We start from the raw sequence: 26552 nt of genomic DNA on the forward strand, positions 1-26552 counted from the left end.
CTCTCATGGCCTTCTCACCTCAAATCGCTCCACCGGAGCGATTTGCCCTGCGGGGCGGTTCGAAGTGTGCAGTTCATGACGGTGATGGCGACCAACATGCCCTATATCGGGCGGGGGTAACCCCTTAAGCGCGAAAGACCTCGGCGCCGGCGATCCAGGTGGCGCGCACGGCATGCTTATCGGAGAGATGCACGAAGCTAGCGACAGCGCCGGGGGCGAGGTGGCCGTGGGTGTCGGCAATGCCGAGGGCCTGGGCCGGGTAGAGAGAGGCCATGCGCACGGCCTCGTCGAAGTGCACGCCGATGACCTTATGCATGAAGGTGACGGCATCGATCATGTCGAGATCGGCGCCGGCCAGGGTGCCGTCGGCCAGGCGCAGCGCGCCACCCGAGCGGGTGATGGTGCGGCCATTCAAGGTGAACTCGGTGATGTCGGTGCCGGTCTGTGACATGGCGTCGGTGACGAGGAAAACCTGCCCTTTGCCGGCCTTGGAGCGCAGTGCCAGCGCGATGGCGGCGGGATGGACATGGATGCCATCGGCGATCAGGCCGGCGGAAACCTCGCCACTGTGCAGGGCCGCGCCGACCAGGCCGGGCTCGCGATTGCCCAGCTGGCTCATGGCGTTGAACAAATGGGTGACCATGCTGGCGCCAGCATCAAAGGCCGCTGTTGCCGCGGCAAATCCGGCATCGGAATGACCCAGGCTGACAGTGATGCCGGCTGCGGTCAGAGTGGTGATCTGGGCGGGGGTAACGGTTTCGGGGGCGACGGTCAGCAGCAGGTTGGGCAGCGCGGCGCGGGCCGCGACCAGGCGGCGCAGATCGGCGTCGTCCATGGGCCGGATCAGCGCCGGATCGTGGGTGCCCTTGCGGGCCAGCGACAGATGCGGCCCCTCGAGATGGAGGCCGAGGAAGCCGGGAACAGCTTGCGCGGCGGCACTGTGGCCCGCAGCGATGGCGGCCTCGGTAACCGGAACCGTATCGGTGATCAGGGTGGGCAGCAGGGCCGTTGTGCCGAAACGGGCATGGGCGGCGCAGATGGTGCGGATGGCAGCGACGGAAGGATCGTTGTTGAACAGCACGCCGCCGCCGCCATTGACCTGCAGGTCAATGAAGCCAGGTATCAGGCTGCCGCCAGCGAGACGGACCGGCAAGGCGTGCGCCGGCACCGCATCGGCGGCGACAATGGCCGAGACCATGCCGAACTCGACCAGCAGGGCGGCATCATAGTGCCAGACGTGGCCGTCGAAGATGCGCGCACCGGCAATGGCGAGAAGGTCGCTCATACCGTTTCAGTGACCTTTTTCAGTGCCACCGGCAGATCGGGATTGAAGCCGCGGTGGCGCGACAGCGTTTCGACAAAGCCATAGAAGGAGACGATCAGCGCCAGCGGATCGGTGAGCGGGTGACCGGTTGCGGCAAAGGGCAGTGCCGTGGCGGCCCCGGGCCGAGAGCTGGTGAGGAAGGCCAAAGCGCCCTGCCCGGCCAGCTTGTGCGTCATGTCGGCCACCGAGCCTTCCGCGGCGTCGCGGGCGGCCAGGCCCAGCACGGGATAGCCCTTGGTGACGATGGCGACCGGGCCGTGCATGACCTCGGCGGCGCTATAGGATTCGGCCTGGATATTGCAGGTTTCCTTGAACTTGAGCGCCGCCTCGTTGGCGATGGCAAAGCCGGGGCCGCGGCCGAGCACATAGAGGGCATTGTGGCCGTCGAGGGCGCCGATCATGCTCGACCAGTCGCATTCCACTGCCTTGGCCAGCGACTGCGGCAGCGCATTGACGGCGGCCCCCAGCGCTTCGTCGCCGCTCCAGCGGGCGACCAAAGCCAGACCGGCAACCACCGAGGTGACAAAGGTCTTGGTGGCGGCAACCGACTGCTCGACGCCGGCATGCAGGTCAATGGTGAAATCGGATGCCTCAGCCAAAGGCGAGCTGGCGGTATTGGTAATGGCGATGGCCGTAGCGCCGGAGCGGCGGGCGGACTGCGCCATACCGACAATGTCGGGGCTTTTGCCGGACTGGGAAATGGCGATGGTGGCGGCGCGGTCAAGCCGCAGATCCTTGCCATAGATGGAGGCGATGGAGGGGCCGATGGAAGCCACCGGCAGACCCAGGGTGAGCTCGATGGCATATTTGAGATAGGCACTGGCGTGATCGGAGGAGCCGCGCGCCACCGTGGCCACCAGCAGCGGATCTTTTTCGCGCAAGGCGGCGGCAGTGGCGTCAAGGACAGGACCGCTGCGCTCGAGAAAGGTCGCGACGACCGAAGGAATTTCCTCGATCTCGCGGCGCATATGGGTCTGTTCGGTCATGGCTTCTTGCCTCCTTTGGCGGGCGCATCGCCGAGGCGCAGTTCGGCAACAAAATCATAGGTATCGCCCCGATAGATGGAGCGGGTGAATTCAATGACGCGACCGGACGCCAGATAGGAGGTGCGCTCGATATTGAGGCCGGCCGAGCCGGTGGGCACCTGCAGCAGGCGGGCATTGTCCTCGTCGAGATTGGCGGCGCGAATGCGCTGGATGGCGCGGACCGGACGGTTGCCCGACTTGTCGAGGTGCCGATAGAGAGAATCGGCGATGGCGAGGGGATCGGGCAGGACGCGGGAGGAGAGGCTGGCGCGCTCGATGGCCAAGGGCGTATCGCCCGTCAGGCGCAAGCGGGAGATGCGCGCCACCTGATCGCCCGAGGAGAGACCCAGAATGACGGTCTCCTCGGGGGACGGCAAATACAGACCACGCTCCAGCCATTGGGCATGCACCTCCATGCCGCGGCGGGCCATGTCCTCGGTGAAGGAGGTGAGTTGGGACAATGACTGTTCGACGCGCTGCGTGGGCTGGGCAACGAAGGTGCCCGAGCCATGACGCTGCACCAGCACGCCATCCTGCACCAGCTGCAGCACGGCCTTGCGCACGGTGACGCGCGACACATCCACCCGGGCGGCCAGATCGCGCTCGGAGGGCAGTGCATCGCCCGGATTGATGGCGCCACTGTGGATGGCATCCTCGATCCAGCGCTTGAGCTGGAGATAAAGCGGGCCACCCGACGGCAAGGCCACCGGCCCCTCGGCAAAGAAACTGTTCGACAGATCCGTCACATATCCCCCCGCCACGGTTGGCGCTGCCCTGGCAATGACTATCACGCGCCCGGCGTCGATTTGCCAAGCGCGCCCTTTGTTTCACAATACCAATAAAATACCATTTTCCAACAGGCAATCCATCTCTAGTCTCAATCCACCGCATGGGACTGAACACGTTGGATTTTCAGGGGGCAAACGGCGGCTGGCCGTCGAGCAGCGCATGGCTTTGTGGACAAGTGGTATTTTTTTGGCATTATCGCAATTGACTGGAGAACAGCATGACCACGACGCAAACCGAGATGACCCATGCCAGCGCAACGGGCTTTGACGCCCGGGCCGCGGGCGAAGCGCTGACGATTCTGGCGGCAGCGCAGGTCGAGGCGGCGCAGGCCGTGCAGGGTGCGGTGGCCGAGATTGCCGCCGCAGCCGAGCTGGCGGCGACGAGCCTGCTGGCCGGCGGACGGCTGATCTATGCGGCGGCAGGCAGTTCGGGGCTGATGGCGCTGGCCGATGCGGTGGAGCTGCCGGGTACGTTCGGCATCGGGCGCGACCGCATTGTGGTGCTGCTGGCGGGGGGCATTGCCGCGCTGCCGGCACTCGAGGGGGGACCCGAGGATGATGCCGAGGCCGCCCGGCGTGAACTGGCGGCAATCGCGGTGCGGCCGAATGACTGTGTCATCACGCTCACGGCAAGCGGCTATACGCCCTACCCGCTGGCCGCGGCTGCGGCGGGGCGCGCCGCGGGGGCGCGGACGATCGGCATTGCCAACAATGCCGGCGCGGCGCTGTTTGACCTGGTCGACGTGGCCATCTGCCTAGCGACGCCACCCGAAGTGATCGCCGGGTCCACCCGCATGGGGGCCGGCACGGCGCAGAAGATCACGCTGAATATGCTATCGACCTTGGTGGCGGTAAAGCTGGGGCATGTGCATGACGGCTTCATGGTCAACCTGATCGCCGACAATGCCAAGCTGCGCGGACGGGCGCAGCGCATCGTGATCGGCATTACCGGGGTGAGCGACGCCGAGGCGGCCCGTTGCCTCGAACTGGCGGACGGCGGGGTGAAGCTCGCGATCGTGCTGGCGGCCGGCGCGGCGGACCTGGAAGGCGCGCGCCGCCTGCTCGGCGCAAACCAGGAACGGCTGCGACCGGTGCTGGCCGAACTGGCCCATAAGGGGTAAGCGACCGGCCCGCTCGACCTGGCTTGACCGGCAATGGACGCGCAGCACCCATGATTAATCTGCGTTAACGGCTGTCATGGTTCTACGCTAGGCTCTGGTGACGCGGCGCCGCCGTGGCGTCGTGGCCGCCCCTGCCGGGCAAGGAGGATATGGATATGCATACCCCAAGTGACGACGCCATTCGCGACCGTGCCTATGCCTTGTGGATCGAGGCGGGATCGCCGGAAGGCAATGACCTGTATTTCTGGCATGCGGCCGAGCAGGAACTGGCCGGCAGCGAGGAAGAGGCGCCGCTGGACGAGATGAGCCCGGCCGAAACCGTCGACTCCGAGACACCAGAGCAGCACACGCATCACTGAATTCGCCTCGGGCGCCCGGCCCACAGGCCGGCGCCCGTTTGCCCGTCCCGGCGACATTGCCGGGGCAGAACTTATCAGGGGTGGCGCTGCGGCCCGACGGCTAACGTTCCACCAGAAGCCCAAAATTACCGCCGACCAGCGCGGGAACGAATGCGCACAGACACGGATTATGCCGCCAGCTCTTTTAGCCCGGAGGCAATCATGGCGCGCAGCAAGAAACCCGACAGTCCAAGCAATGTCGTCTATGGCGACCAGACCATCCAACGTGGTCCGGGCGGCGAGACCCATCAGACGGCCGAAGAGGGCTATGATGTCCTCACCACCCAGCACGGCATGCCGGTGGGCGATGACCAGAATTCGCTCAAGCAGGGCGATCGCGGCCCGCTGCTGGTCGAGGACGGACATTTCCGCGAGAAGATCTTCCACTTCGACCACGAGCGCATCCCCGAACGCGTGGTGCATGCGCGCGGCTATGCGGCGCACGGCTTTTTTGAAACCTATGACTCGCTGAGCGCCATCACCAAGGCCGACATCTTCCAGCGCAAGGGCGAGCGCACGCCGGTCTTCGTGCGGTTTTCCACCGTGGCCGGCTCGGAAGGCTCGTTTGACCTGGCGCGCGACGTGCGCGGCTTTGCGGTCAAGTTCTACACAAAGCAGGGCAATTGGGACCTGGTGGGCAACAATATCCCGGTCTTCTTCATCCAGGATGCGATCAAGTTTCCCGACGTCATCCATGCGGTCAAGCCCGAGCCCGACAAGGGCTTTCCCCAGGCGCAGAGCGCGCATGACAATTTCTGGGACTTCATCTCGCTGACGCCCGAAGCCATGCACATGATCATGTGGGTGATGTCGGACCGGGCGATTCCGCGCTCGTTCCGCTTCATGCAGGGCTTTGGCGTCCACACGTTCCAGCTGGTCAATGCCAAGGGCGAAGCGCGCTTCGTGAAATTCCACTGGAAGCCCAAGCTGGGCATGCAGTCGGTGGTGTGGAACGAGGCGGTCAAGATCAACGGCGCCGATCCCGATTTCCACCGCCGCGACCTGTTCAATGCCATCCAAAGCGGCGACTTCCCCGAATGGGAACTGTGCCTGCAGGTCTTCGACCAGGATTTTGCCGACAGTTTTGACTTCGACGTGCTCGACCCGACCAAGCTCATTCCCGAGGAGCTGCTGCCGGCCACGCCGGTGGGCCGCATGGTGCTCGACCGCATGCCGGACAATTTCTTTGCCGAGACCGAGCAGGTGGCGTTCATGACGCAGAACATCGTGCCCGGCGTGGAATTCTCCAATGACCCGCTGCTGCAGGGGCGCAATTTCTCCTATCTGGACACCCAGCTCAAACGGCTGGGCAGCCCCAACTTTGCGCAGCTGCCGATCAATGCGCCGAAATGCCCGATGCACCACTTCCAGCAGGACGGCCACATGGCCTTCAAGAACCCCACCGGCCGCGCCAATTACGAGCCCAATGGCTGGGGCACCGAAGCCGGCGGCCCGCGCGAGTCCAAGGAGCTGGGTTTCCAGACCGTGCCGCAGGAAGCCGAAGGGCCCAAGGTGCGGCTGCGGCCGGAGAGCTTTGCCGACCATTACAGCCAGGCACGGCAGTTTTTCATCAGCCAAGACCTGATCGAGCAGCAGCACATCGGCGATGCGCTGGTGTTCGAGCTCAGCAAATGCGCCTTCCCTTCCATTCGCGAGCGCATGGTGGGCCATCTGCTCAATATCGATGAAGAGCTGGCGCAGACTGTGGCCGATGGCCTGGGGATGAAGGCCCTGCCCAAGGCCGCCAATGCGGCGCGGCCGACCAAGATGGACCTGCCGGCTTCGGACCTGCTCAGCATTCTGAAGAACCCGCCGGAGAGTTTTGCCGGGCGCAAGCTGGGAATCCTGATTACCGATGGCACCGATGCCAAGCTGCTGGCGGCGCTGCTGGCGGCGGCGGCGGCCGAAGGCACGGCGGTGGAGCTGATTGCCCCCATGGTGGGCGGGGTGACGCTGAGCGATGGCACGATCCAGCCGGCGCATCACAAGATCGATGGCGGGCCCTCCGTACTGTTCGACGCGGTGGCATTGCTGCCGGCTGAAGAGGGCATCCTGTCGCTGCTCAAACTCCCCCCGGCCCGCGACTTCGTCAGCGACGCCTATGCGCATTACAAGTTCGTCGGCTTCACCGCGCCGGCAGCAAAGCTCTTTGCCAAGGTTGGTCTGCCGGAGGACCTCGATAAGGGCTTCATCGCGATGGACGAGCCGGCAGATGCCGAGGAGCTGATCGCGGCCTGCCGCGCGCTGCGGTTCTGGGACCGGCCCGACGGGGCGTAAGCGACGGCGCGGAGACGAGATATTGGCAGGCGGCGCAGCGGCGCCGCCTGCTCTCATACTGCCGCTTGCGGCTGACGCCCGACGAAGAGGCGGTGGCCGAAGGCCAGCCCGATCGCAACCAGCATCAGTCCACCCGCGAGCAGGAAGGTCAGCCGCACGCCGGCGCCGAGCGCCGCGACGCTGGCGCGGCTGAAATCATCCGTGCCGACGCCCCAGGCAAAGACGGCGCCCATCAGGGATGCCCCCGCGATCAGCCCGATATTGCGCGAGAGGGCGAGCAGACCCGAGACACTGCCCCGCCGATCGGCCGGCACATCCATCAGGGCTGCGGTATTGTTGGCGGCCTGAAAGAGCTGGTAGCCAGGCGTCAGGACCACGATGGCCATGACATAGCCCGAGACCCCCAGCCAAGCGGGCAGGACGGCCAGCAACAGCGCGCCCACTGCCAGAAGCACCAGACCGACTGCGAGCACAAGGCCGGCGCCCCAGGCATCGACCAGTTGACCGGAGGGTACGCCACTGACGATGGAGACCAGGGGGCCGATGGCCATGACAAAGCCGACCATGGAAGCTGTCAGGCCCAGACCAAGGCTGAGATAGAAGGGCCCGACCACCAGCGTGGTCATCATGACGGCGGCAACCAGAATATTGACCAGGAGGCCGGCAGCGAGCTGACGGTTCAGCACCGAGCGCAGACCGGGCGCCGACGACGCCGGCTTGCGCGTCATGCCGGGCAGCGCCAGGACGGCCATAAGCAAAGCGATGACGGCCAGCGGGAGCTGCAGCCAGAAGACGCCGCGCCAGCCGGTCAGCGGCAGCAGGAGCCCGCCGAGCGAGGGGCCGAGGGCGGTGCCCAAAGCCGACATGGTGCCCAGCAGGCCCATGGCCCGCCCGAGATGGGCCGCGCCGGCGGTCTGGCGCATGAGTACCATGGACAGCGTCATCAGGAAGGCAGCGCCGACCCCTTGCAGGGCCCGGGCCGCGATCAGCAGCCCCAGCGTGGGCGCCAGGGCGCAGAGCAGTGAGGCGATGGCGAACAGGACCAGACCGGCGACCAGCATGGGCTTGAGTCCATGGCGATCACCGAGCCGGCCGGCGACGATCACCGAGATGGTCAGCGCGGCGAGGTAGGCAACGACGACCCCCTGCAATTGGGCAAACGGCGCGGCAAAGGCCGCGGCCAGGGTCGGCAGCGCGATATTGGCAATGCTGGTCCCGAGCGCGGCCAGCAGCGTGGCGAGCGCCAGCGTTGCGGTGATCGCCGGTGAGGCGGTGTTCGACGGGTCGCGATCTGCGCGTTGCATGCGGATTTCCTCTTGCCTGAAGCTGATTTGGCAAGCAGGCTACGACTTCAAGTTCACTTGAGGTCAAGCATGAAGTTTCTCGATATCGGGGAGGTCGCAGCCCGGAGCGGCATCAAGCCGTCGGCGCTGCGCCATTACGAGGCGGAAGGGCTGATTGCCTCGGTTTACCGGCATGGCTTGCGCCGGCAGTTTGCCCCCGAGGTGCTGCTGCAGCTCCGTCTGGTGGCCATGGGCCGGACGGCCGGCTTTTCGCTGGCGGAGATCGGCGGCATGTTCGGCAGCACTGGCATGCAGGACTTGCCCCGCGCGGTACTCGCCGACAAGGCCGATGCGCTCGACCGGCAGATCCGCGACCTGGCCACGCTGCGCGACCTGCTCCGCCATGTCGCCGAATGCCCGGCGCCGTCGCATCTGGAGTGTCCGCGATTTCGGCGCCTGATGACCCTGGCCGGCAAGCGCAGCAGGACGCGCGGGAAGGCGATGAAGCCGACAGCGCGGCGCAAGGCTGGGTGAGGTGTGGATGGGGTGTGAGGCGGCTGGGGTGCGGGCTCAGGATCAGCCTTGCGGACGACGACAGGAATGAAGTCGACAGAGGGCAAGAGGTCAGCTCCTGTCGCAATATAGTACCACAATAAGCCTGACCCAGAACAAAATGTGAATCCCCTGCTAGCGGCTATTTCATACGCTCCGCAAACAACTTATCATTGTCGAACTATTGCCCGTCGATTGACAGGATTCGCTCGCGTGCTTGATCTGGCAAATTTTAATAAGATTAAGTGGGGTCCCGGTGTGGTCGGTAGGACCACCATCCTGACGGGCATGGCGATGATCTGCACATTGGGTGTCACTCTTGTGATGCCATTCCCGGAAGCCAAAGTAGTATTGGGCTCCGCCGTGGTGTTGGAGTTCCTACTCGGCATCGGATTGGCTTACACGTTCGCGTTCATTCACCCCAGCCTTTCTGTCCTAGAAGGAAGCGAAGCAACCCAATATAAGCAGGCAGAAATGGCTGCAAAGGGGCTGATGATCGACCAAATTCCCTTCGAGAAAACGCAAAATGTTACGCCGCCTGCATCCTTTACTAAGGGAGAGCATTAATGGCGAACTTCTTCGTCATAACTGTGCGGTGGGTTGATACGCCTATTCATCCGCCACTTATCGATGGATTGCTGGGATTGCATGGTGACTGGCTGCGCTTCACATTCGATACTTGGTTTGTATTTTCAAACGAAAATTCAAAGCAGATCAGCGATCACATTCAGAAAGCGCTCAGAGCGAATGACAGCGTAACTGTCATGCAGATGTATCCCCCAAATTCTTGGGGTGTAGCACCACCTTGGGTGTGGGAGTGGTTTAGCAGCCGCACAAAACCCGGCGCGCTGCCGGGTGGCGTCCCACAGCCTTCATACTATTTGCCGCCTCCGTCAGGCGTAACCCAATAGGTGAGGCGCGATGCCTAAATACAAATTCACCTTGGGCGAGCATGGCGAGCATCGATCTGGCGATGTCATCACTAGAGACGGCGAAGTCATAGGAACGTGGCGAACTGACGACAATGACCTTGATGATTACTATCAGTTCATTCCGGATGGCGAACAGGAGCCCACGATTCAATCCTATAGCCTCGGCATGTTCTGCTTTGACATTGAAGAGTGGCACGAGGGGCGGCAGCAACTAGACCACTCTACGCCAGCTTGAACTCGACCCCATTCAGCCCGTCACGCATTGCCTCAATGATCGTGACGTACACGTCACCGACTTAGATGCCACCTAGCGACTGATCCTGATGGCCGGTGATGAGCTCAGACACATCCCGATTGGTACCGTGCCGTGAAGGTATTTGTCGGTGGCCAGCGATTTTGACGCCGGCTTTGTCACGTTGTTCGCGACTGGCCCCTTGCGATGCAAGGGCTTACCGGGACTTCAATGGCTTGGGAAAAAGTGGCGGAGAGGATGGGATTCGAACCCACGAGACCCTTTTGAGATCTGCGCCCTTAGCAGGGGCGTGCCTTCGGCCACTCGGCCACCTCTCCGTCGCGGGCTGGATAGCGGTCGGGATGCGCCAAGGCAAGAGGTTTTTGCCGGCGGGCACCGTGAGCGCACAGGTGAGGCGGCCGGGGCGCGATAAGTGGCTGTTCTCGCATGTCAGCCGGCCGCCATTCGGTCAGATCGTGAGGCCGAACCGATAGAACCGGTCGCGGACGGTGGTGCAAGGTCACAAAGTCGAATCGCCGGCGCCATGGGGGTGAGCCCGGCAATGCCGGGCCCGCCGATGTCGATTCAGCGCTGGTTGAACAGCACCTTCTGGGCTTCCTTGTCGTCGGCCAGGCTCTTCTGGGTGGCGTCCTTGCCGATTTCGAGGCCCTTGGCGACGGCCGGGCGGGCGTTGAGGCGCTCGATCCAGGCCAGGGCATTGGGATATTCGGCCTTGGTGATGCCATAGCGTTCCCAGGACTGGGCCCAGCCGATGGAGGCGATGTCGGCGATGGAATAGGTGCCGGTAATGAAATCCTTGCCCGCGAGCTGAGTATTCAGCACGCGGAACAGGCGATGGGTCTCGTCGGTATAGCGCTTCTGGGCATAGGGGATTTTTTCGGGGGCATAGACGTTGAAATGGTTGTTCTGGCCCAGCATGGGGCCGAAGCCGCCGACCTGCCAGAACAGCCACTCATCGACCTTGACCTGCTCGCGCGGGTCACTGGGGTAGAACTGGCCGAACTTGAGGCCGAGATATTTGAGGATGGCGCCGGATTCAAAGATCGAGATCGGCGCGCCGCCCGGGCCTTCGGGATCGACGATGGCGGGGATCTTGTTATTGGGCGAAATGGCCAGGAATTCGGGGGTGAACTGCTCGCCCTTGCCGATATCGATGCGGTGATAGGTCCATGGCACGCCCAGCTCTTCGAGCATGATGTGCACCTTCTGCCCGTTGGGGGTGGGCAGGGAGAAGGCGTCGATAGGCTTGGTCTGGGTGGTCATGAGCCGATATCCTGGTTAGCGGTTGCCCCGCTTATATCGGCTTTTGACGATGAAGGGCAAGGCGCGCAGGCGCCCTGCCACCGATGAGATTTCATCATGCCCGACGGATGCGCAGCTGCGGCTGGCCATTGCCGCGCAAAGCCGGGGTGACACCCTGGCCGTCGACCGTGGCCACGACGCGGTGACGCAGGGTGGCGAACATGAAGTCCGGCGTGACGTTGACGGGGGTGTCGAACTGCACGGTCAGCTTGGCGTGGCCGCCATCGCCGAGCAGGTGCATGCCGAGCAGGAAGCCGGTAAACGGCTGATCGAGATAGAGCCCGGTGACGCGGCCGCCGACCTGGAACGGCGCCGGACGCTGTTCGGGCAGCACGGCGCGGGCGGTGTTCCAGTCGCGATAGCCATGGGAACGGGCGACCTGCTCGAGTGCAGCGCCATGGGTCAGCGGGGCGCCTGCGGCAGCGCGGCTGTCGCGCAGGGCGCGGGCCTCGGATTTGAGGGTCTGGATGGAGGGGGTATCGAGGGAAAACGACATGACAGGGTCTCTCATTTGCATGAGGCGTCTGGTGCATGGGAGCCCGCATTGCCATGAAGCGCCTCGCAAAGATGAACCTGGGTTCGCTTTTGCAGAAGGGCTGGACTTCACCATCGGAATTACTTCCGGCGAGCGGCAGGTGCCAGCGACCGAAGCGGGATATGGGCGCGGGGCGCGGTTTTGTCAAGGTTTTGCCCAGCGCGGATCAGTGGCTTTGATGGCGGGCATCAGCAATTAGCGTTGGGCGAAGCAGTCGGTTCGGGCTATGCGCTGGCACCCCAGGATGGATCCCGGCCTGCGCCGGGATGACGCCGGCCTGCGCCGGGATGACATCGAGGATGAGGAGAACAAGGTGATTGAAACGCTGTTCCTGCTGCTGGCCGGCCTCATTGGCGGGGCGCTCAATTCGCTGGCCGGGGGTGGTTCGTTCATCGTGTTTCCGGCGCTGCTGCTGGTCGGCGTGCCGCCGGTGATGGCCAATGCCTCCAATACCTTTGCCGCCCTGCCCGGCTATGCCAGCGGCGCCTATGGCTATTGGCATGCCATGGGCAAGTACAAGCATCTGCTGGTGCTCTATGGCGCGGTGGCGGCGGTGTTCGGCTATATCGGGGCGGAGCTGCTGCTGGTGGTATCGGACGAACAGTTCGGGCTGGTCGTGCCCTGGCTGATGGGCTTTGCCGTGCTGTTGTTTGCCTTTGGCACAAAGCTCAATGGCTTTGTCGCGGCGCGCAGCGGCGGCGGGCGCGGCATGAAGCTGGTGGGCAGCGGGCTGCTTATGGCCTTCCTCGCGGCGGCCTGCGTCTATGGCGGGTTCTTCAATGCGGGCCTCGGCATATTGCTGCTGGCGTTTCTCGCCACGGCCGGGATGACCGATATCCACGCCATGAACGGGCTCAAGCTCTATGTGTCGGCTGTGGTGGCGCTGGTGGCGGTGGCGCGGTTCGCGGTCAGCGGCTCGATCGACTGGTATCACGGCTCGATCGCCCTGGTGGGCGTGGTGGTCGGCGGCTATCTCGCCGCGCGCAATGCGCACCACATCCCGACGCTGTGGATCCGGGTGGCGGTGATCGTCTATGGCGTGTTCATGACCGGGTATTTCTTCTGGGGCGCCTATCTGGCTTAGGGCCACGATGGGGCAGATCCCCCCACCCTGCTCGATCACGGACTTGGCGAGCGCCAAGCCCTATCTCGCTTCCCTCCCCACAAGGGGGAGGGAAAGCTCAGGACATCTGGACAGCACGCAGCCATTGTAAAGCCCTCGGGTCAAGCCCGAGGGTGACGGGCGATGGGTGGCACGGCCGCCTGCCCTAGTGCATCTCCGCCGGCCGGAGCCAGACGGCGGTATCGTGATAGACGGTGCCGCCAAAGGGGGGCGCCGGGGTGGCGCTGGTGAGGGTGTTGATGCCCCTGCCGGTGCGATGGGAGCGGTTCTTGTGCAGGCCTTCGGCGATCAGCACACCCGTAGGCAGGCCGGGACGGATGCGGGCGGTGAGATCAACGCTACCGCGGTGGTTACCCACGGTGACGAACTGGCCATCAATGATGCCGAGCCGCAGAGCATCCTCGGGATGGATGAAGACGGAGGGCACGCCCTCACGCTTCTGGCTGCCCGGGGTTTCGTTGAAGGTTGAATTGAGGAAGCCGCGCGCCGGGCTGGTGGCAAGGCGGAACGGGTGTTCCGGCGTGGCGGCCTCGGTAATGGCCCAATGGTCGGCAAAGCGCGGCATGTCGGCGGGATCGCAGGCCCATTGATAGCCCTTCTTGGCCGCGGTTCCGGCCCAGTTGGGGGCGAAGCGGAAGCGCTTGTCGGGCCAGGCGAAACCATCGGCAAACCGGGCCACCGCATCGGGGCGTTCGCGATCGACAAAGCCCGTCTGTTCGACGGTTTCGAGGCTCGGGTAGTTGGAGCGCTGGAAGGTGTCGGCGATGACCTCGAGGTCGGTGGCGTGGAAGCTTGGATCGGTCAGCCCCAGGCGCAAGGCCAGGGCGTTGATGACTTCGTGGTTGGAGCGGGTTTCGCCGGGGCGGGTGATGACGGCGGGGCCATAGAGCACGCGGGTATGGCCACCGCGGGTGTAATAGTCGTTGTGTTCAAGGAACATGGTGGCGGGCAGGACAATATCGGCCAGCTCGGCCGTTTCGGTCATGAACTGCTCGTGCACGACGAGGAAAAGGTCCTCGCGCGCCAGGCCCGCGCGCACCAGAGCCTGTTCGGGCGCGACCGAGGCGGGATTGGTGTTCTGCACGATCATGGCCTTGACCGGGCCGCCACCTTTGAGCGCCCTGGCGTCGCCGGTGAGGACCGGGCCGATTTCGGACATGTCGAGCCAGCGCGGCTCACCCTTTTGCATTGTCGCGCCGGTCAGGCGGGACTTGTCGAGCGCCCAGGTGCCGGAATTGGAATGGAAGGCGCCGCCGCCGCGATGCTGCCAGGCGCCGGTCATGGCCGGGATGCAGAGCGCGGCATGCATGGCGGTGGCGCCGTTGCGCTGGCGGGTAAAGCCGTAGCCAAGACGGAAATAGGAGCGCGGCGTGGTGCCGACGAGATGGGCGAAGGCGGTGATCTCGGCCACGGTCAGGCCCGTGATGTCGGCGGCCCATTCGGGCGTCTTGCCCACCAGATGGGCCTGGAAATCGGGGCCGAAATCGGTGTATTTTTCTATATAGGCGCGGTCAGCCAGGCCATCGCGCAGCAGGATATGCATGACGGCAACGGCGAGGGCGCCGTCGGTGCCGGGGCGCAGCACGAGGCCGAGATCGGCCTGGGCCATGGTGGCGGTCTCATAGATGTCGATGACCACCACCTTGGCGCCGCGTTCCTTGCGGGCGCGCATGGCGTGGGTCATCACATTGACCTGGGTATGGACCGCATTGGTGCCCCAGATGACGACGCAATCGCTTTCGGCCATCTGCTCGGGATTGACGCCGCCCAGCATGCCGGTGCCGGCGATGTAGCCCGGCCAGGCGGTGCCGGTGCAGATGGTATCATATTGGCGGGAATAGCCCTTGGAGGCGCGCAGGCGATCGATGCCGTCGCGCTGCACATGGCCCATGGTGCCAGCATAGTAATAGGGCCAGATGGCTTCGGCGCCGTGCTCGGCCTCGATGCTGGCGAAGCGCGCGGCAATCTCGTCGAGCGCCTCGTCCCAGGAGATGGGGGCGAACTGGCCGCTGCCCTTGGGGCCGATGCGGCGCATAGGCTGGGTCAGGCGCTCGGGATGGTGCACGCGCTCGGCATAGCGGGCGACCTTTTCGCAGATGACGCCGGCGGTATAGGGGTCGTCCTTGGCGCCGCGCACGCGGCCAATGGTCTGGTTGTCGAGGAGCTCGACGTCGAGCGCGCAGGCCGAGGGGCAATCGTGCGGGCAGACCGAGCGGACGGTGCGAAGGGCGATGGGCTGGTTCATGGCGACAGGATAGCGGAGGCGCGGGGCTGGCTCAAACGAATTGGGGTGATGACCGCGATCGGCAGCGTGAATGGTGTGCCGGGGCCGGTGTAGACGGGGCCAAGACGGCCATTAACGACGATCGCATCGCCATTATGGTAAACACTTCGTAAACGTGCCAGTATGCTGTTGTCATTGCTTGGGGAACTGTAAATGGCAGACCTGAACACGCAGCTTGCGCGCGCAGTAAAGACCAGCGCGATCTATGATCTTGCCACCTGCCTGCCGCTGGCCTTGCCCGGTGTCGCCGGGCTCTACCTGATCGTGCTCGATACACTCAACGGCGCGGCCGGGCTGGGCGGCCAGGTTGGCGAACTGTCGCCGCTGGCGATGATGTTCGTCAATTTCCTCGGCTCGCTGATCTCGATCTGGGCCGTGATACGGCTGATCAATCCGAGCTGGGCCAATGGGCTGACCGACATAGCGGTACGGACCCTGTTCTCCATTGCCATGCTCAACGCCATATTCAACGGCGTGCCGGGTCTGATCAGCGTGCTCTGGGTCTGTGAAATGGTGCTGCTGCTGGGACAGGCCTATTTCGTCCATCGCGTGTGGAGCACGCAGCATGCGGCAAGCCTGCGCTCGCTGCGCGTTCCCGGGTTCCGGGGACAGGTCCCCGCCGAGTAATCCGCCGGATCACCCTGCCCGCGCGCTACAGTGTAGCGAAGGCCTTTGTCGACGTCTCGGCATTGCGGCGGGCGCGGTTGCTGGCATGAAGGGCGAGCTGGGCGGCGCCGGCGTGGAACTGGGAAAAGGTGACGCGCCGGGAATCTTGGGTAGCGATGGTGATGCCGCGCCAATTGGGGCGGACTGCACGCACATCCGACCAGGCCAGGCTGGTGACGCGGCCCAGCGCGGAGCGATGCTCCACCAGTTGATGGTTCCAGCGTACCCGGGTGAACAAGCCGCCCAGGCCGATGCCGAAGGCCCCGCCGCCGAGCAGCAGCGCGGCCAGGAAGGTAGCAATCATCTGGGTGGCCGGCGCATGCTTGGCTCCGCCAATGACGATCACGGCCGACATGAGCACGATTGCCAGAGCCGCTGCGCCATAGCAGGCGAAATACTCTACCGGAGCCGGACGGAGTTCGGACCAGCCATCGATATGCACCGCCTCCTCGCTCTGCAGCAGACGCAGCGCCAGAAAGGCGGCATAGCCGAAGGCCACCACGCCCGCAGCGCGGGCCAGCGGCAGGCCGGCGGCAAAGGGAACATATTTGAGAAGAACAAGAAGTCCGATAATCGTCAGTGGCACAGCCACTTCCTGCCAGCGTAAAGGCACTACTGCTCTCCAATATCTGCGGCCGGTGACGCGGGACGGCGATGTGGATGGCCGAATCTTAGCAAGGCAAAGTGATTTGGCTATTGAGAATTTTGCGCCACTGGCCAATCGGCCGGCCGCAGCGGCGCAAAAGGCACAGGGATGATGGTGCAGGCCAGGTGGCAGACTGATTCCACCGCCGGCCGCAAAGTATTGAAATTTATGCGGAAATGACGTCGACTGGCCTGGCGAGGAGTCAGAAGAACCCGGATCATGCTGACATCGCCTGTCAGGTCATTGTGATGGTCTTGGCCACCTCAGCACGGAGACGACAGCGATGATGCCTGCCATTGCCGACGCATTTGCCCGCTATCCGGACGCGACGAGAGATGAACTGCTGAGCCTGCGGTCGCTGATCCTTGACACCGCAGCGGGCATGCCAGGCGTTGGAGCGCTGGAAGAGACGCTGAAATGGGGCCAGGTGAGTTACCTGACGAGCCAGAGCGGCAGCGGCACGACGATCCGCATCGATCACGACAAGCTCAGCGGACGGCCGGCGCTCTATGTAAACTGCAAGACCGATCTGGTGAGCCGGTACCGGACGCTTTATCCGGACGCGTTCGACTACCAGGGCGATCGGGCCGTGGTGCTGTCTGCCGGTGCCGATGCTGACGCGCTGCGGCATGTGGTGGCGCTGGCATTGACCTATCACGCCGCCAAGAAGACCGGCGGGCGGCCATAAAAAAACGGGGCGGCCTGAGCCACCCCGTCCGTCTCAAAACTGTCGCCGCGTCAGATCTGCGGCTTGCGCTTGGCCTTGTGGTCCTTCTTGACCGGCTTGCTGCCGTCGGCAGGCTTGGCGGCCCATTTGGGCTTGCCCTTGTCCTTGCTCGGCGGCGCCTTGGTTACCTTGGGCGCGCGCGGCTTGTCATAGTCGGGCTTGGGCGGCCGTGGCTTGTCGGCATCGGGGCTCCAGCCGGTGCTGGGTGGGGCTTCGAGATCGTCCGGGCGCAGGCCAGCCGAACCGTAGCGCGCCTGGCGATCAGCCCGCTCGGGGCGCGGCGCATCAGGATCGTAGCGTTCGACCGGACCGGGCGGGCGGCGCTGCGACGGCGGGGGACCGGCCGGACGCTCGCCCGGACCGTCGACCGCGGTGATGGTGACACCCTTTTCGCCCGAGCCATTCTTGGTGATGCTACGCAGGAAGGCATCGGCCTTGGGCGCGGCCACCTCGAAGATGGATTCGGTATCGAAGATGCGGATCGAGCCAATGGCAGTCTTGGTGACGTCGCCGGCCTTGCACAGCATGGGCAGGATCCAGCGCGGCTCGGCGCGCTGCTTGCGGCCGACATTGACCTTGAACCAGGTGCCACCCTCGAAGCGTTCGCGGCTGCGGGGATCGCTGTCGCCGGGCTTGCCGGCCACCGGGTTTTCGGTGACGTCCTCGGGGGAGGGACGCGAGGCCAGCTGCTGGCGCAGATAGGCGGCGGCAATGGCTTCCACGGAATGGCGCGCCATCAGCTGAGCGACGAATTCGATCTCTTCCTCGCCCGAAGGCGGGGCCAGCGCGGCCGCGCTCAGAATGCCTTCGCGGTAGCGGGCGTCGATCTCGGCGGCGGTGGGCGGCGCCATATTGGTGACGTCGAGCTTGGCCGTGCGCAGGATGCGCTGGGCCACAGCCCGGCGGTGCATCGGGGTGATGATGACGCAGGTGCCCTTGCGCCCTGCCCGGCCGGTACGGCCCGAGCGGTGCAGCAGGGTATCGGGATTGGTGGGCAGATCGGCGTGGATCACCAGGTCGAGATTGGGCAGATCGATGCCGCGGGCGGCCACGTCGGTGGCCACGCAGATGCGGGCGCGGCCATCACGCATGGACTGCAGCGCATTGGTGCGCTCGGCCTGGCTGAGTTCACCCGAGAGGGTCACGACGTCGAAGCCGCGATTGTGCAGGCGGGCCGACAGATGCTTGACGCCTTCACGGGTGGAGGCAAAAACGATGGTATTGGCGGCCTCGAAGTAGAGCAGCGTGTTGATGATGGCGTTTTCGCGCTCATTGGCGGGCACCAGCATCAGCTTGTAGTCGATATCGGCATGCTGCTCGCCGCCGCTGGTGGCGGCAACGCGCAGCGCATTGCGCTGGAAGGTCTTGGCCAGCTGGGCAATGGGCTTGGGCACGGTGGCCGAGAACAGCAGGGTGCGGCGATCTTCGGGGGCGGCGTCGAGGATGAATTCGAGATCCTCGCGGAAACCCAGGTCGAGCATTTCGTCGGCCTCGTCGAGCACGACGGCACGCAGCGACGACATGTCGAGGGCGCCACGGGTGATGTGATCGCGCAGGCGGCCGGGGGTGCCTACGACGAAGTGCACGCCCCGCTCAAGCGCACGGCGTTCGGTGCGGGCATCCATGCCGCCGACACAGGTGGCCATGCGGGCGCCGGTCTCGGCGTAGAGCCATTCGAGTTCGCGCTGGACCTGGAGGGCCAGTTCGCGGGTCGGGGCGATCAGCAGCGCCAGCGGGGCGCCGGTTTCGGTGAAGCGTTCGGCGTCGCCCAGCAGGGTGGCGGCGATGGCCATGCCGAAGGCGACGGTCTTGCCGGAGCCGGTCTGGGCGGAAACGAGCAGGTCGCGGCCGGCGGTCTCATCTTCGATGATGGCCGACTGCACGGGGGTCAGGGTCTCGTAACCCTTGGCGGCGAGGGCACGAGCGAGCGGGGGAGAAATGGTTTCAGGCAGGGACAATGGGTATCTTTCGGATGGGGTGAGAACCCCCACCCGGGCCTCCCCTTGATGGTCGGGAGGGCGGCAAGGAGTTCTGAAGTTGGTGCACTATAGCACAAACAAGCAAAAAAGGCCGCCCGGCGGGCGACCTAAGGGTCAGTGCGCGTTGCGAGGCCGGTCCGGCCCTTGGCAAGCTTCAGGGCGTTCGCCCTTCAAATCGCTCCACTGGAACGATTTTCCGGCCGGCGAAGCGCCAGCCGTCGGGCCTTACCCAACGATTTCGTCGTCCTTGAAGAAATACTTGATCTCTTCGGCAGCGGTCTCGGGGGCGTCGGAGCCGTGCACCGAGTTCTCGCCGATCGAGAGCGCGAATTCCTTGCGGATGGTGCCAGCAGCGGCATTTTCCGGGTTGGTAGCGCCCATGACTTCACGGTTCTTGAGAATGGCGCCTTCGCCTTCCAGAACCTGGACGACGACGGGCGAGGCAATCATCTGCTCGACCAGTTCGCCAAAGAAGGGGCGTTCCTTATGGACCGCGTAGAAGCCTTCGGCCTGGGCGCGGGTCATGTGGATCTTCTTGAGGGCGATCGGGCGCAGACCGGCTTCCTCGAACTTGGCGACGATCTTGCCGATCAGGTTGCGACGGACGGCATCGGGCTTGATAATGGAGAAGGTGCGTTCGAGCGCCATGGGTAGATCCTTGAATAGGTCTGGGAGGGAATGGTCGCGCCTTGTAACGGGAGAGTCTGACGGAGGCAAGACAGGCTCTGCTCGAGCCCCTCTGCCTCCGCCCAGATGGTTAGTCGTCCACACGCTCACTTTCGGTGGCGATGACGGCACCGTCGGCGCCCAGCAAGGTTACAGTCACATGGGTGACGGCTGCGTCTGCAGCGACCGCCTGATCGACCTCGATTTCCTTGGCCTGCATGGTGCAGACTTCAGCGGTGGCGGTCACCGAAAAGGTCAGCGCCAGATTGCCGTCGGTGGTCTCGCCCAGTGCGGCCGGTCCGACGGTTTCGCAGGCGCCGCCGGTATATTCAAACTCGATCAGCACCTGATTGGCGTTGAGCCGGTCGGCATCGAGATCGTCAAACTGCTGGCCGCCCTGGGCGAACGCAGCGGCGGGTAGCAGAAACAGGGTGGCGAGGGCTAGTCTAGTGAGGCGCATGGTTATCCCTTTTGGCTGTCTCCAAAGTAGCGCACGAATACCCAAATGGTTGCATGCAGGGCCAGGCCAGAGCAGCCATGCCGGAATGCCGGTTGCCTTCGCGGTCACATGACCTTATCCAGCGACAAAGACTTTTTGTTGCGGGTACGGGTGCGGCTTGAGCCGAGCGAACGTTTGCCCTGCCCTTTCCATAGATTGCCGCTGCCATGCTCTCGATCAACAACCTTACCTATCGCATCCAGGGTCGCGAACTGTTCGAGGACGCCTCGGTGGTGCTGCCGACCGGCTCCAAGACCGGCTTTGTCGGCAAGAACGGCACCGGCAAGACCACGCTGTTCCACCTGATCCAGGAGCATATTCACCCGGACGCCGGCAATATCGAGCTGGTCAAGAAGGCGCGGATCGGCGCGGTGGCACAGGAAGCGCCCGCCGGCAACGAGACCGTGCTCGAAGTGGTGATGTCGGCCGACAAGGAGCGCACGGCGCTGATGGCCGAGGCCGAGACGGCCACCGACCCTGACCGGATCGGCGAGATCTATATCCGTCTGGCCGATATCGACGCCTATACGGCCGAGGCGCGTGCCGCCACGATCCTGCAGGGTCTCGGCTTCGAGCAGGACCGGCAGAATTCGCCGACGCATGAGCTTTCGGGTGGCTGGCGCATGCGCGTGGCTTTGGCCGGTGTGCTGTTCAGCCAGCCGGACCTGCTGCTGCTCGACGAGCCGACCAACTATCTCGATCTGGAAGGTACGCTGTGGCTGGAGCGGTATCTGGCGACCTATCCCTATACCGTCTTCATGATCAGCCATGATCGCGACCTGCTCAACAAGTCGGTGAACTCGATCATCCATCTCGAGCACCGCAAGCTGACCTTCTACAAGGGCAATTACGACACGTTCGAGAGCACACGTCGCATGCAGATGGAGCTCAACAACAAGGGCCGCGAGAAATCGCTGGACCAGATTGCCCATATGCAGAAGTTCGTCGACCGCTTCGGCGCCTCGGCGACCAAGGCCAAGCAGGCCCAGGCGCGCATGAAGATGATCGCCAAGCTCAAGCCGCCCGCGGCGATGTTCGACGAATATTCGGCGCCCTTCACCTTCCAGCAGCCCAAGACCGAGCAGGCGACGCCGATGATCTCGATGGATGGGGCGTCGGCCGGCTATGGCGACAAGACCATTCTGCGTCACATGAATATGCGCATCGATCCAGGCGACCGCATCGCGCTGATCGGCGTCAACGGCAACGGCAAATCGACCTTTGCCAAGCTGCTGGCCGGCGACATCAAGCCGATGGGCGGCAGCGTCAACAAGGGCAAGAAGCTGGAAATCGCGCATTTCGCGCAGCACCAGATGGACAAGCTCAAGCCGGAATGGACGCCGTTCGAGCATATCGTGGACATCATGCCGACCGACAGCGAGTCCAAGCGCCGGTCGCGGCTGAGCCAGATGGGCCTGACCAAATCGCGCATGGATACACTGGCCAAGAACCTCAGCGGTGGCGAGCGCGCCCGCCTGCTGATGGGCCTGATTACCTTTTCCGGCCCGGGCATGATGATCCTCGACGAGCCGACCAACCATCTCGACATCGACAGCCGCGATGCGCTGGTGCATGCGCTCAACGATTATGAAGGCGCCGTGCTGATCATCAGCCATGATCGCCATCTGATCGAGGCGACCTGCGACACACTCTGGATCGCCGAAGGCGGCACGATCCGCGTGCTGGACGAGGATCTGGACAGCTACCAGAACTCGATCACCTCGGCCAAGGAAGGCAAGGGCGGCACCAAGGCCGAGCGCAAGGCCAACAAGCAAGAAGCTGCGGCACGCCGCGCCGAAGTTGCGCCGATCAAGAGCGCCATTAAGGAAGCGGAAACCAAGATTGCCCGTTTGAAGCGGGAAATCGACAAGATAAACGCCCAGCTCGATGACCCCAAGGTCTACAATGGAGATCCTGGCCAGGTGATTACCCTGGGCAAGGACAAGGCACGCTACGGCACCGAGCTTGAGCGCACCGAAGAAGAGTGGCTGGCGCTGAGTGCCGAGCTGGAGACCGCTGAACAGGCATGATCAGACTGACCGCCCAGGATGTGATCTTTACCCTCGGGCTGCAGCGGCATCCCGAAGGCGGCTGGTATGCGCAGACCTTCGAAGACGCTGCCCAGACAGATGGCCGCGCACGCTCGACGGCGATCTACTATCTGCTCGAAGCGGGCGAGGTTTCGGCCTGGCACCGCGTGGATGCGGTGGAGGTCTGGCACTTCTATACCGGCGCGCCACTAAAGCTGCGGATCTCCGACGGCGCCAGCGTGGATTCCTTCGTGCTGGGCGCCAATATCGACGTGGGCGAACGGCCGCAGCTGGTGGTGCCACCAGCGGCCTGGCAATCGGGCGAAAGCATGGGCGCGTGGACGCTGGTGGGCTGCACCGTGAGCCCGGGCTTCCAGTTCGCGGGCTTCGAGCTGGCGCCGGCCGGCTGGGAACCCGGCCAGCCATAAAATGGCGGGGCGCCCTGCCCCGGATCGTAACGACAATCAGACATCCACGCGGACAAATCGCGCCAATACTGATACCACGCACCAGCCGCCATGCTGGCGCGGGGGAAATCAAGATGACGACGCCGACTGCATTGTTGATCGCGACCGCCACGGTCGCCTTGTTGAGCCTGCCGGTGCAGGCGCAAGATCTCGATGACACGCAGATTGCCGAGGCCATGGACTTTGCCATGCATGACGCCGTGTTCACCATGTATCACGAGATCGGCCACATGCTGGTGGGCGAACTGGGCCTGCCGGTGCTGGGCAAGGAAGAAGACGCGGCCGACGCGCTGGCCACGATCATGCTGCTGCTCGATGACACCGATGAAGACAGCTACAATGCCCTGATCGACAGCGCCGACGGCTGGTACTTCAATGCGGTGAAATCCACCGGCGAGGGCGTGGACGAACTCTCCTATTATTCGGACCATAGCCTCGATATCCAGCGTGCCTATGCCATGGTCTGCATGATGGTGGGCAAGGACCCGGAAGCCTTTGCCCAGACGGCGGACGCCTATGAGCTGGACGCGGACCGCCGCGAAAGCTGCGGCTATACTTTTTCACAGGCGGCCTCGGCCTGGGCAACGCTACTGGAGCCGCATCAAGTGACCGACGCGCCCGGGGCCGAGATCACGGTGACCTATGAGGATGCCGGGGACTATGAGGCCTTTGCCGACGAACTCAAGAGCCGACAGGTGTTGGAACGCGCCGCCGCGCTGATCACGGAGAGCTATGTGCTGCCGGGGCCGGTGACCTTCACCGCGACGCTATGTGGCGAGGCCAATGCCTATTACAGCCCGAGCGAAAGCACGGTGACCTATTGCTACGAACTGGCAGACTCGATGTTCGGCCTCTACGTCAACGATATCCTGCCGCTGTCGGATTCAGATGCGGAGGCGGCAGTCGCAGACGATACCGAGCGGGCAGCCAGCGATGAGCCCAAGCAGGATCTGGTGGGCCGCTGGAGCGACGCGGAACCGGCGGCTAACTGAAGCCGACATAGCGGCCCGGCTTGTGGTTGAAGCCAATGATCAGGTTGAGCACCAGGGCGCCCAGGATCGAATAAAGCACGCGATCGAGCGGCAGCACGAAGAAGGCCGCGAGCAGAATGACGGCGTCCACGCCGAGCTGGAAATAGCCGGCGCGGATGCCGAAATTGTCCTGCAGGTAGAGCGCCAGGATATTGATGCCGCCGACGCTGGCCTTGTGGCGGAACAGCGAGAGAATGCCCAGGCCCATCAGCCCGCCGCCGAGCAGCGCCGCATAAAGCGGCTGGATGGACGCGATGTCGAGCCAATCGGGAATGTGGGCGGTAAAGAACGAAACCAGGCCGACACAGGCAAAGGTCTTGATGGCGAAAGGCCAGCCCATGCGCAGCACGGCCAGCACGTAGAAGGGCAGATTGATCGCAAAGAACAGCCAGCCAAAGGGGATGCCGGTGCCATATTGCAGCAGCAAAGCGAGGCCAGCCGTGCTGCCGGTGGTGAGCGTGGCCTCGGCGTAGAGGACAATGCCCAGCGAGACCAGCATGGTGCCGATCAGCATGGCAAAGATATCCTCGTGCAGCAGGTGGCGGCTGGGGGTCGAGAGGTCGGGGGTCATGCCTTCTTGTTCCAGCGGCCGTCGGCTTCCTGCTGCCAATAGGTCAGGTTGCCGCTGTCCTTGAGGGCGCGCCACGCCAGGCGGGCCTCGGCGACAGCGTCGGGATCGTGGCCGGAGAACATATAGACCACCCGCTCATAGCCTTCGGTCGATTGCGGAACGGCGCGGTCAACGAAGAAGCGACAGGCTGCGCCATTGGGATTGTCGGTGGCGGTGGTGATCAGGATGGGCTGGAGCGGATCGGTTTCGGCGCCGGCCAGGCCATGGGGCAAAAAGCTGTCATCGCGCCAGGTCCAGAGCTGGGCATCGAGCAGCTCGGCCCGCTCGGTGGAGCCGACTTCGACGACGGCCCGCCAGCCGCGCTCAAGGGTCTTTTCCAGCAATTGCGGCAAGACCGCCTCGAGCGGGCGGGATTCCAGATGATAAAACAGGACGTCGGTCATGCCGCACCCTAGCGCTCGTAATGGTCCCGCACCAGCCGATCGAGCAGTGCCACGCCGAAGCCAGGTGCCCAGGAGGTGTTGACCTCACTGGGCTTGGTGCCAAAGGCGGTGCCGGCGATATCGAGATGGGCCCACGGCACATCGTTGACGAAACGCTGCAGGAACTGGGCAGCGGTAATGGAACCGGCGGGACGACCGACGGAATTGCGGATATCGGCGAACTTGGATTCGATGAGCTTGTCGTAGGCCGGGGAGAGCGGCATGCGCCAGAGCTTTTCATTGGCACTGAGGCCGGCGGCAAGCAGCTTTGTGGCGAGCTCGTCATTGTTGGAGAAGAGGCCAGCATGCTCGTGGCCCAGCGCGACAATGATGGCGCCGGTCAGCGTGGCCAGGTTGATCATGAATTTGGGCTTGAAGCGATCCTGAGTGTACCAAAGCGCATCGGCCAGGACGAGACGGCCCTCGGCATCGGTATTGATGACCTCGATGGTGGTGCCGCTCATGGCCTTGACGATATCGCCGGGGCGGACGGCGCCGCCCGAAGGCATGTTTTCCACAAGGCCGATGACGCCGACGACGTTGACGGGCGCCTTGCGGGTGGCCAAGGCGCACATCAGGCCGGTCACGGCGGCAGCGCCGCCCATATCGCCCTTCATGTCTTCCATATTGGCCGCCGGCTTGATGGAGATGCCACCAGTGTCGAAGACCACGCCCTTGCCGACGAAAGCGAGCGGCGCAATATCGGCCTTGTCGCCGCGCCACTGCATGACGACCAGACGTGCCGGGCGGTCCGAGCCCTGGGCGACGCAGAGCAGCGAGCCCATGCCGAGCGCTTCCAGGGCGGCGGGTTCAAGAATTTCGATCTCGACGCCCAAAGCGGCGAGTTCGGCAGCGCGGGCCGCAAACTCGACCGGGCCGAGCACATTGGCGGGCTCATTGAGCAAATCACGCGCCAGCAAAGTGCCATCGACGGTGGCCCCACGGTCGGCAATTGCCAGATCGGCGGCGGCCGGATCGGCAACATGCAGGGTGATGGCGAGATTGGCGGGGCCGTCATCGGCACGCACGGATTTGTATTTGTCGAAGCGATAGTGGCGCAGGCGCAGGCCGGCGGCCAGTTCGGCCACCGCTGCCGGCGTGGCGCCGGCTTCGTCGAGCACGACGGCGACGGTTTCAGCCCTTGTGGCGGCGATCTTGGCGAACAGCGAACCGCCCCGATCGGTCCAGCCATTGAGCGGCACGTCGTCCTGGGCATTGCCGCTGCCGAGCACCAGCACATGCATGCCGCCCTGCCCGATGATGTCGAGCGCCTGGCCCTGGCGTCCCTTGAAGGCCCCGGCCGCGCTGGCCTGGGGCCAGTCCAGACCGGTGGTAGCCCAGACGGTGGCCGCGGCCCCTGAAGGCGCCGCGCCTTCGGCAGCGTAGAGGACGATGAGGGGTGCAGAAACGCCTGAATGGGCAGACGTGTGAATATGGAGAGTCTGGGGCATGAGGGCCTTGATGGGCGGGGGGCGCGTGCGGCGCGAAGGAATGATGGGCTTACATTGATTTGTTTGGGCGGCGCGTCAATCCCGCAACAGGATCTCCCCCAAATCACGATGGACCGTTTGAGCGCTTGTCTGACCCCGCG

27 protein-coding genes and 1 tRNA gene are annotated in these 26552 nt (G+C 64.2%); 13 read left to right on the forward strand and 15 right to left on the reverse strand.

What is annotated here, in order from left to right; genetic code table 11:
- Window positions 1-124 precede the first annotated feature (124 nt).
- Genes nagA through GDR53_RS01275 form a run of 3 tightly spaced genes read right to left on the reverse strand, consistent with a single transcriptional unit; the run spans window position 125 to window position 3095 of the window.
- Window positions 125-1285 (reverse strand): N-acetylglucosamine-6-phosphate deacetylase, encoded by a 1161-nt coding sequence (nagA, locus tag GDR53_RS01265; RefSeq protein ID WP_193336325.1) that lies wholly within the window; start codon window positions 1283-1285, stop codon window positions 125-127.
- A complete protein-coding gene (locus GDR53_RS01270; protein WP_193336326.1) occupies window positions 1282-2310 on the reverse strand; it encodes an SIS domain-containing protein in 1029 nt (342 codons plus the stop codon). The genes nagA and GDR53_RS01270 overlap by 4 nt, the downstream gene beginning before the upstream one ends.
- The gene (locus tag GDR53_RS01275) at window positions 2307-3095 is read right to left on the reverse strand and encodes a GntR family transcriptional regulator (protein ID WP_193336327.1); all 789 of its coding nucleotides are present in this window, start codon (window positions 3093-3095) and stop codon (window positions 2307-2309) included. The genes GDR53_RS01270 and GDR53_RS01275 overlap by 4 nt, the downstream gene beginning before the upstream one ends.
- 260 nt (window positions 3096-3355) lie before the next feature.
- Here GDR53_RS01275 and GDR53_RS01280 point away from each other — a divergent pair, with 260 nt between their 5' ends.
- The 3 genes from GDR53_RS01280 to GDR53_RS01290 all read left to right on the forward strand — a co-directional run bounded on the left by GDR53_RS01280 (window position 3356) and on the right by GDR53_RS01290 (window position 6933).
- Window positions 3356-4258, forward strand: a complete 903-nt coding sequence (locus GDR53_RS01280) for an N-acetylmuramic acid 6-phosphate etherase (protein WP_193336328.1) — start codon at window positions 3356-3358, stop codon at window positions 4256-4258.
- Between the two features lie 155 nt (window positions 4259-4413).
- Entirely contained in the window at window positions 4414-4617 is a 204-nt protein-coding gene (locus GDR53_RS01285; protein ID WP_193336329.1) for a DUF2934 domain-containing protein, read from the forward strand.
- A 201-nt stretch (window positions 4618-4818) separates the two neighbouring features.
- Window positions 4819-6933, forward strand: a complete 2115-nt coding sequence (locus GDR53_RS01290; RefSeq protein WP_193336330.1) for a catalase — start codon at window positions 4819-4821, stop codon at window positions 6931-6933.
- A 53-nt stretch (window positions 6934-6986) separates the two neighbouring features.
- On the opposite strand, the gene GDR53_RS01295 is transcribed toward GDR53_RS01290, so the two are convergent.
- Window positions 6987-8237: an MFS transporter gene (locus GDR53_RS01295; RefSeq protein WP_193336331.1), complete on the reverse strand. Its 1251-nt coding sequence runs from the start codon at window positions 8235-8237 to the stop codon at window positions 6987-6989.
- 69 nt (window positions 8238-8306) lie between these two features.
- Between GDR53_RS01295 and GDR53_RS01300 the strand changes: the two genes are divergently transcribed.
- From GDR53_RS01300 to GDR53_RS01315, 4 genes are all read left to right on the forward strand, one after another.
- Complete coding sequence (locus GDR53_RS01300) at window positions 8307-8750, forward strand: helix-turn-helix domain-containing protein (RefSeq protein ID WP_193336332.1); 444 nt, start codon at window positions 8307-8309, stop codon at window positions 8748-8750.
- Between the two features lie 231 nt (window positions 8751-8981).
- On the forward strand, window positions 8982-9335 hold the full coding sequence (locus GDR53_RS01305) for a hypothetical protein (RefSeq protein WP_193336333.1): 354 nt from the start codon (window positions 8982-8984) through the stop codon (window positions 9333-9335).
- On the forward strand, window positions 9335-9679 hold the full coding sequence (locus tag GDR53_RS01310) for a hypothetical protein (RefSeq protein WP_193336334.1): 345 nt from the start codon (window positions 9335-9337) through the stop codon (window positions 9677-9679). Before GDR53_RS01305 ends, GDR53_RS01310 begins: the two co-directional genes overlap by 1 nt.
- Before the next feature lie 10 nt (window positions 9680-9689).
- Window positions 9690-9935: a hypothetical protein gene (locus GDR53_RS01315; RefSeq protein ID WP_193336335.1), complete on the forward strand. Its 246-nt coding sequence runs from the start codon at window positions 9690-9692 to the stop codon at window positions 9933-9935.
- 244 nt (window positions 9936-10179) lie between these two features.
- Here the strand turns inward: GDR53_RS01315 and GDR53_RS01320 are convergent.
- The 3 genes from GDR53_RS01320 to GDR53_RS01330 all read right to left on the reverse strand — a co-directional run bounded on the left by GDR53_RS01320 (window position 10180) and on the right by GDR53_RS01330 (window position 11751).
- A tRNA-Ser gene (locus GDR53_RS01320) sits at window positions 10180-10270 on the reverse strand.
- Window positions 10271-10517: 247 nt separating this feature from the next.
- Window positions 10518-11216: a glutathione S-transferase family protein gene (locus GDR53_RS01325; RefSeq protein ID WP_193336336.1), complete on the reverse strand. Its 699-nt coding sequence runs from the start codon at window positions 11214-11216 to the stop codon at window positions 10518-10520.
- Between the two features lie 94 nt (window positions 11217-11310).
- Window positions 11311-11751, reverse strand: coding sequence for a glyoxalase superfamily protein (locus GDR53_RS01330; RefSeq protein ID WP_193336337.1), 441 nt, complete (start codon window positions 11749-11751; stop codon window positions 11311-11313).
- A gap of 265 nt (window positions 11752-12016) precedes the next feature.
- Here GDR53_RS01330 and GDR53_RS01335 point away from each other — a divergent pair, with 265 nt between their 5' ends.
- Window positions 12017-12874 carry a sulfite exporter TauE/SafE family protein gene (locus GDR53_RS01335; RefSeq protein ID WP_232846691.1) on the forward strand — a complete coding sequence of 286 codons (858 nt, stop codon included), beginning with the start codon at window positions 12017-12019 and terminating at the stop codon, window positions 12872-12874.
- Window positions 12875-13058: 184 nt separating this feature from the next.
- Here the strand turns inward: GDR53_RS01335 and GDR53_RS01340 are convergent, their stop codons facing one another.
- The gene (locus GDR53_RS01340) at window positions 13059-15158 is read right to left on the reverse strand and encodes a molybdopterin-containing oxidoreductase family protein (RefSeq protein ID WP_193336338.1); all 2100 of its coding nucleotides are present in this window, start codon (window positions 15156-15158) and stop codon (window positions 13059-13061) included.
- 192 nt (window positions 15159-15350) lie between these two features.
- On the opposite strand from GDR53_RS01340, the gene GDR53_RS01345 reads away from it, so the two are divergent.
- Complete coding sequence (locus GDR53_RS01345) at window positions 15351-15824, forward strand: hypothetical protein (RefSeq protein ID WP_193336339.1); 474 nt, start codon at window positions 15351-15353, stop codon at window positions 15822-15824.
- A 25-nt stretch (window positions 15825-15849) separates the two neighbouring features.
- Here GDR53_RS01345 and GDR53_RS01350 read toward each other — a convergent pair whose 3' ends face one another.
- Window positions 15850-16449, reverse strand: a complete 600-nt coding sequence (locus tag GDR53_RS01350; RefSeq protein ID WP_210321376.1) for a hypothetical protein — start codon at window positions 16447-16449, stop codon at window positions 15850-15852.
- 343 nt (window positions 16450-16792) lie between these two features.
- Between GDR53_RS01350 and GDR53_RS01355 the strand changes: the two genes are divergently transcribed.
- Window positions 16793-17197 (forward strand): DUF1801 domain-containing protein, encoded by a 405-nt coding sequence (locus GDR53_RS01355; RefSeq protein ID WP_210321377.1) that lies wholly within the window; start codon window positions 16793-16795, stop codon window positions 17195-17197.
- 50 nt (window positions 17198-17247) lie between these two features.
- Here the strand turns inward: GDR53_RS01355 and GDR53_RS01360 are convergent, their stop codons facing one another.
- The 3 genes from GDR53_RS01360 to GDR53_RS01370 all read right to left on the reverse strand — a co-directional run bounded on the left by GDR53_RS01360 (window position 17248) and on the right by GDR53_RS01370 (window position 20341).
- Complete coding sequence (locus tag GDR53_RS01360) at window positions 17248-19194, reverse strand: DEAD/DEAH box helicase (RefSeq protein WP_193336341.1); 1947 nt, start codon at window positions 19192-19194, stop codon at window positions 17248-17250.
- 246 nt (window positions 19195-19440) lie between these two features.
- Window positions 19441-19863 carry a nucleoside-diphosphate kinase gene (ndk, locus tag GDR53_RS01365; protein ID WP_193336342.1) on the reverse strand — a complete coding sequence of 141 codons (423 nt, stop codon included), beginning with the start codon at window positions 19861-19863 and terminating at the stop codon, window positions 19441-19443.
- 109 nt (window positions 19864-19972) lie between these two features.
- Window positions 19973-20341 carry a hypothetical protein gene (locus tag GDR53_RS01370; RefSeq protein WP_193336343.1) on the reverse strand — a complete coding sequence of 123 codons (369 nt, stop codon included), beginning with the start codon at window positions 20339-20341 and terminating at the stop codon, window positions 19973-19975.
- 206 nt (window positions 20342-20547) lie between these two features.
- Here GDR53_RS01370 and GDR53_RS01375 point away from each other — a divergent pair, with 206 nt between their 5' ends.
- The 3 genes from GDR53_RS01375 to GDR53_RS01385 all read left to right on the forward strand — a co-directional run bounded on the left by GDR53_RS01375 (window position 20548) and on the right by GDR53_RS01385 (window position 23869).
- A complete protein-coding gene (locus tag GDR53_RS01375) occupies window positions 20548-22410 on the forward strand; it encodes an ABC-F family ATP-binding cassette domain-containing protein (protein ID WP_193336344.1) in 1863 nt (620 codons plus the stop codon).
- Window positions 22407-22838 carry a cupin domain-containing protein gene (locus tag GDR53_RS01380; protein WP_193336345.1) on the forward strand — a complete coding sequence of 144 codons (432 nt, stop codon included), beginning with the start codon at window positions 22407-22409 and terminating at the stop codon, window positions 22836-22838. Before GDR53_RS01375 ends, GDR53_RS01380 begins: the two co-directional genes overlap by 4 nt.
- A gap of 113 nt (window positions 22839-22951) precedes the next feature.
- Window positions 22952-23869, forward strand: a complete 918-nt coding sequence (locus tag GDR53_RS01385) for a DUF4344 domain-containing metallopeptidase (protein ID WP_193336346.1) — start codon at window positions 22952-22954, stop codon at window positions 23867-23869.
- On the opposite strand, the gene GDR53_RS01390 is transcribed toward GDR53_RS01385, so the two are convergent.
- Genes GDR53_RS01390 through GDR53_RS01400 form a run of 3 tightly spaced genes read right to left on the reverse strand, consistent with a single transcriptional unit; the run spans window position 23862 to window position 26412 of the window.
- Window positions 23862-24479 carry a YitT family protein gene (locus GDR53_RS01390; protein WP_193336347.1) on the reverse strand — a complete coding sequence of 206 codons (618 nt, stop codon included), beginning with the start codon at window positions 24477-24479 and terminating at the stop codon, window positions 23862-23864. The two genes, GDR53_RS01385 and GDR53_RS01390, sit on opposite strands and share 8 nt — an antisense overlap.
- Window positions 24476-24922 carry a DNA polymerase III subunit chi gene (locus GDR53_RS01395; protein ID WP_193336348.1) on the reverse strand — a complete coding sequence of 149 codons (447 nt, stop codon included), beginning with the start codon at window positions 24920-24922 and terminating at the stop codon, window positions 24476-24478. Before GDR53_RS01395 ends, GDR53_RS01390 begins: the two co-directional genes overlap by 4 nt.
- Window positions 24923-24930: 8 nt before the next feature.
- The gene (locus GDR53_RS01400) at window positions 24931-26412 is read right to left on the reverse strand and encodes a leucyl aminopeptidase (protein WP_193336349.1); all 1482 of its coding nucleotides are present in this window, start codon (window positions 26410-26412) and stop codon (window positions 24931-24933) included.
- Window positions 26413-26552: the final 140 nt, after the last annotated feature.

The sequence above is a fragment of the Devosia beringensis genome (assembly GCF_014926585.1).
GTDB lineage: Bacteria > Pseudomonadota > Alphaproteobacteria > Rhizobiales > Devosiaceae > Devosia > Devosia beringensis.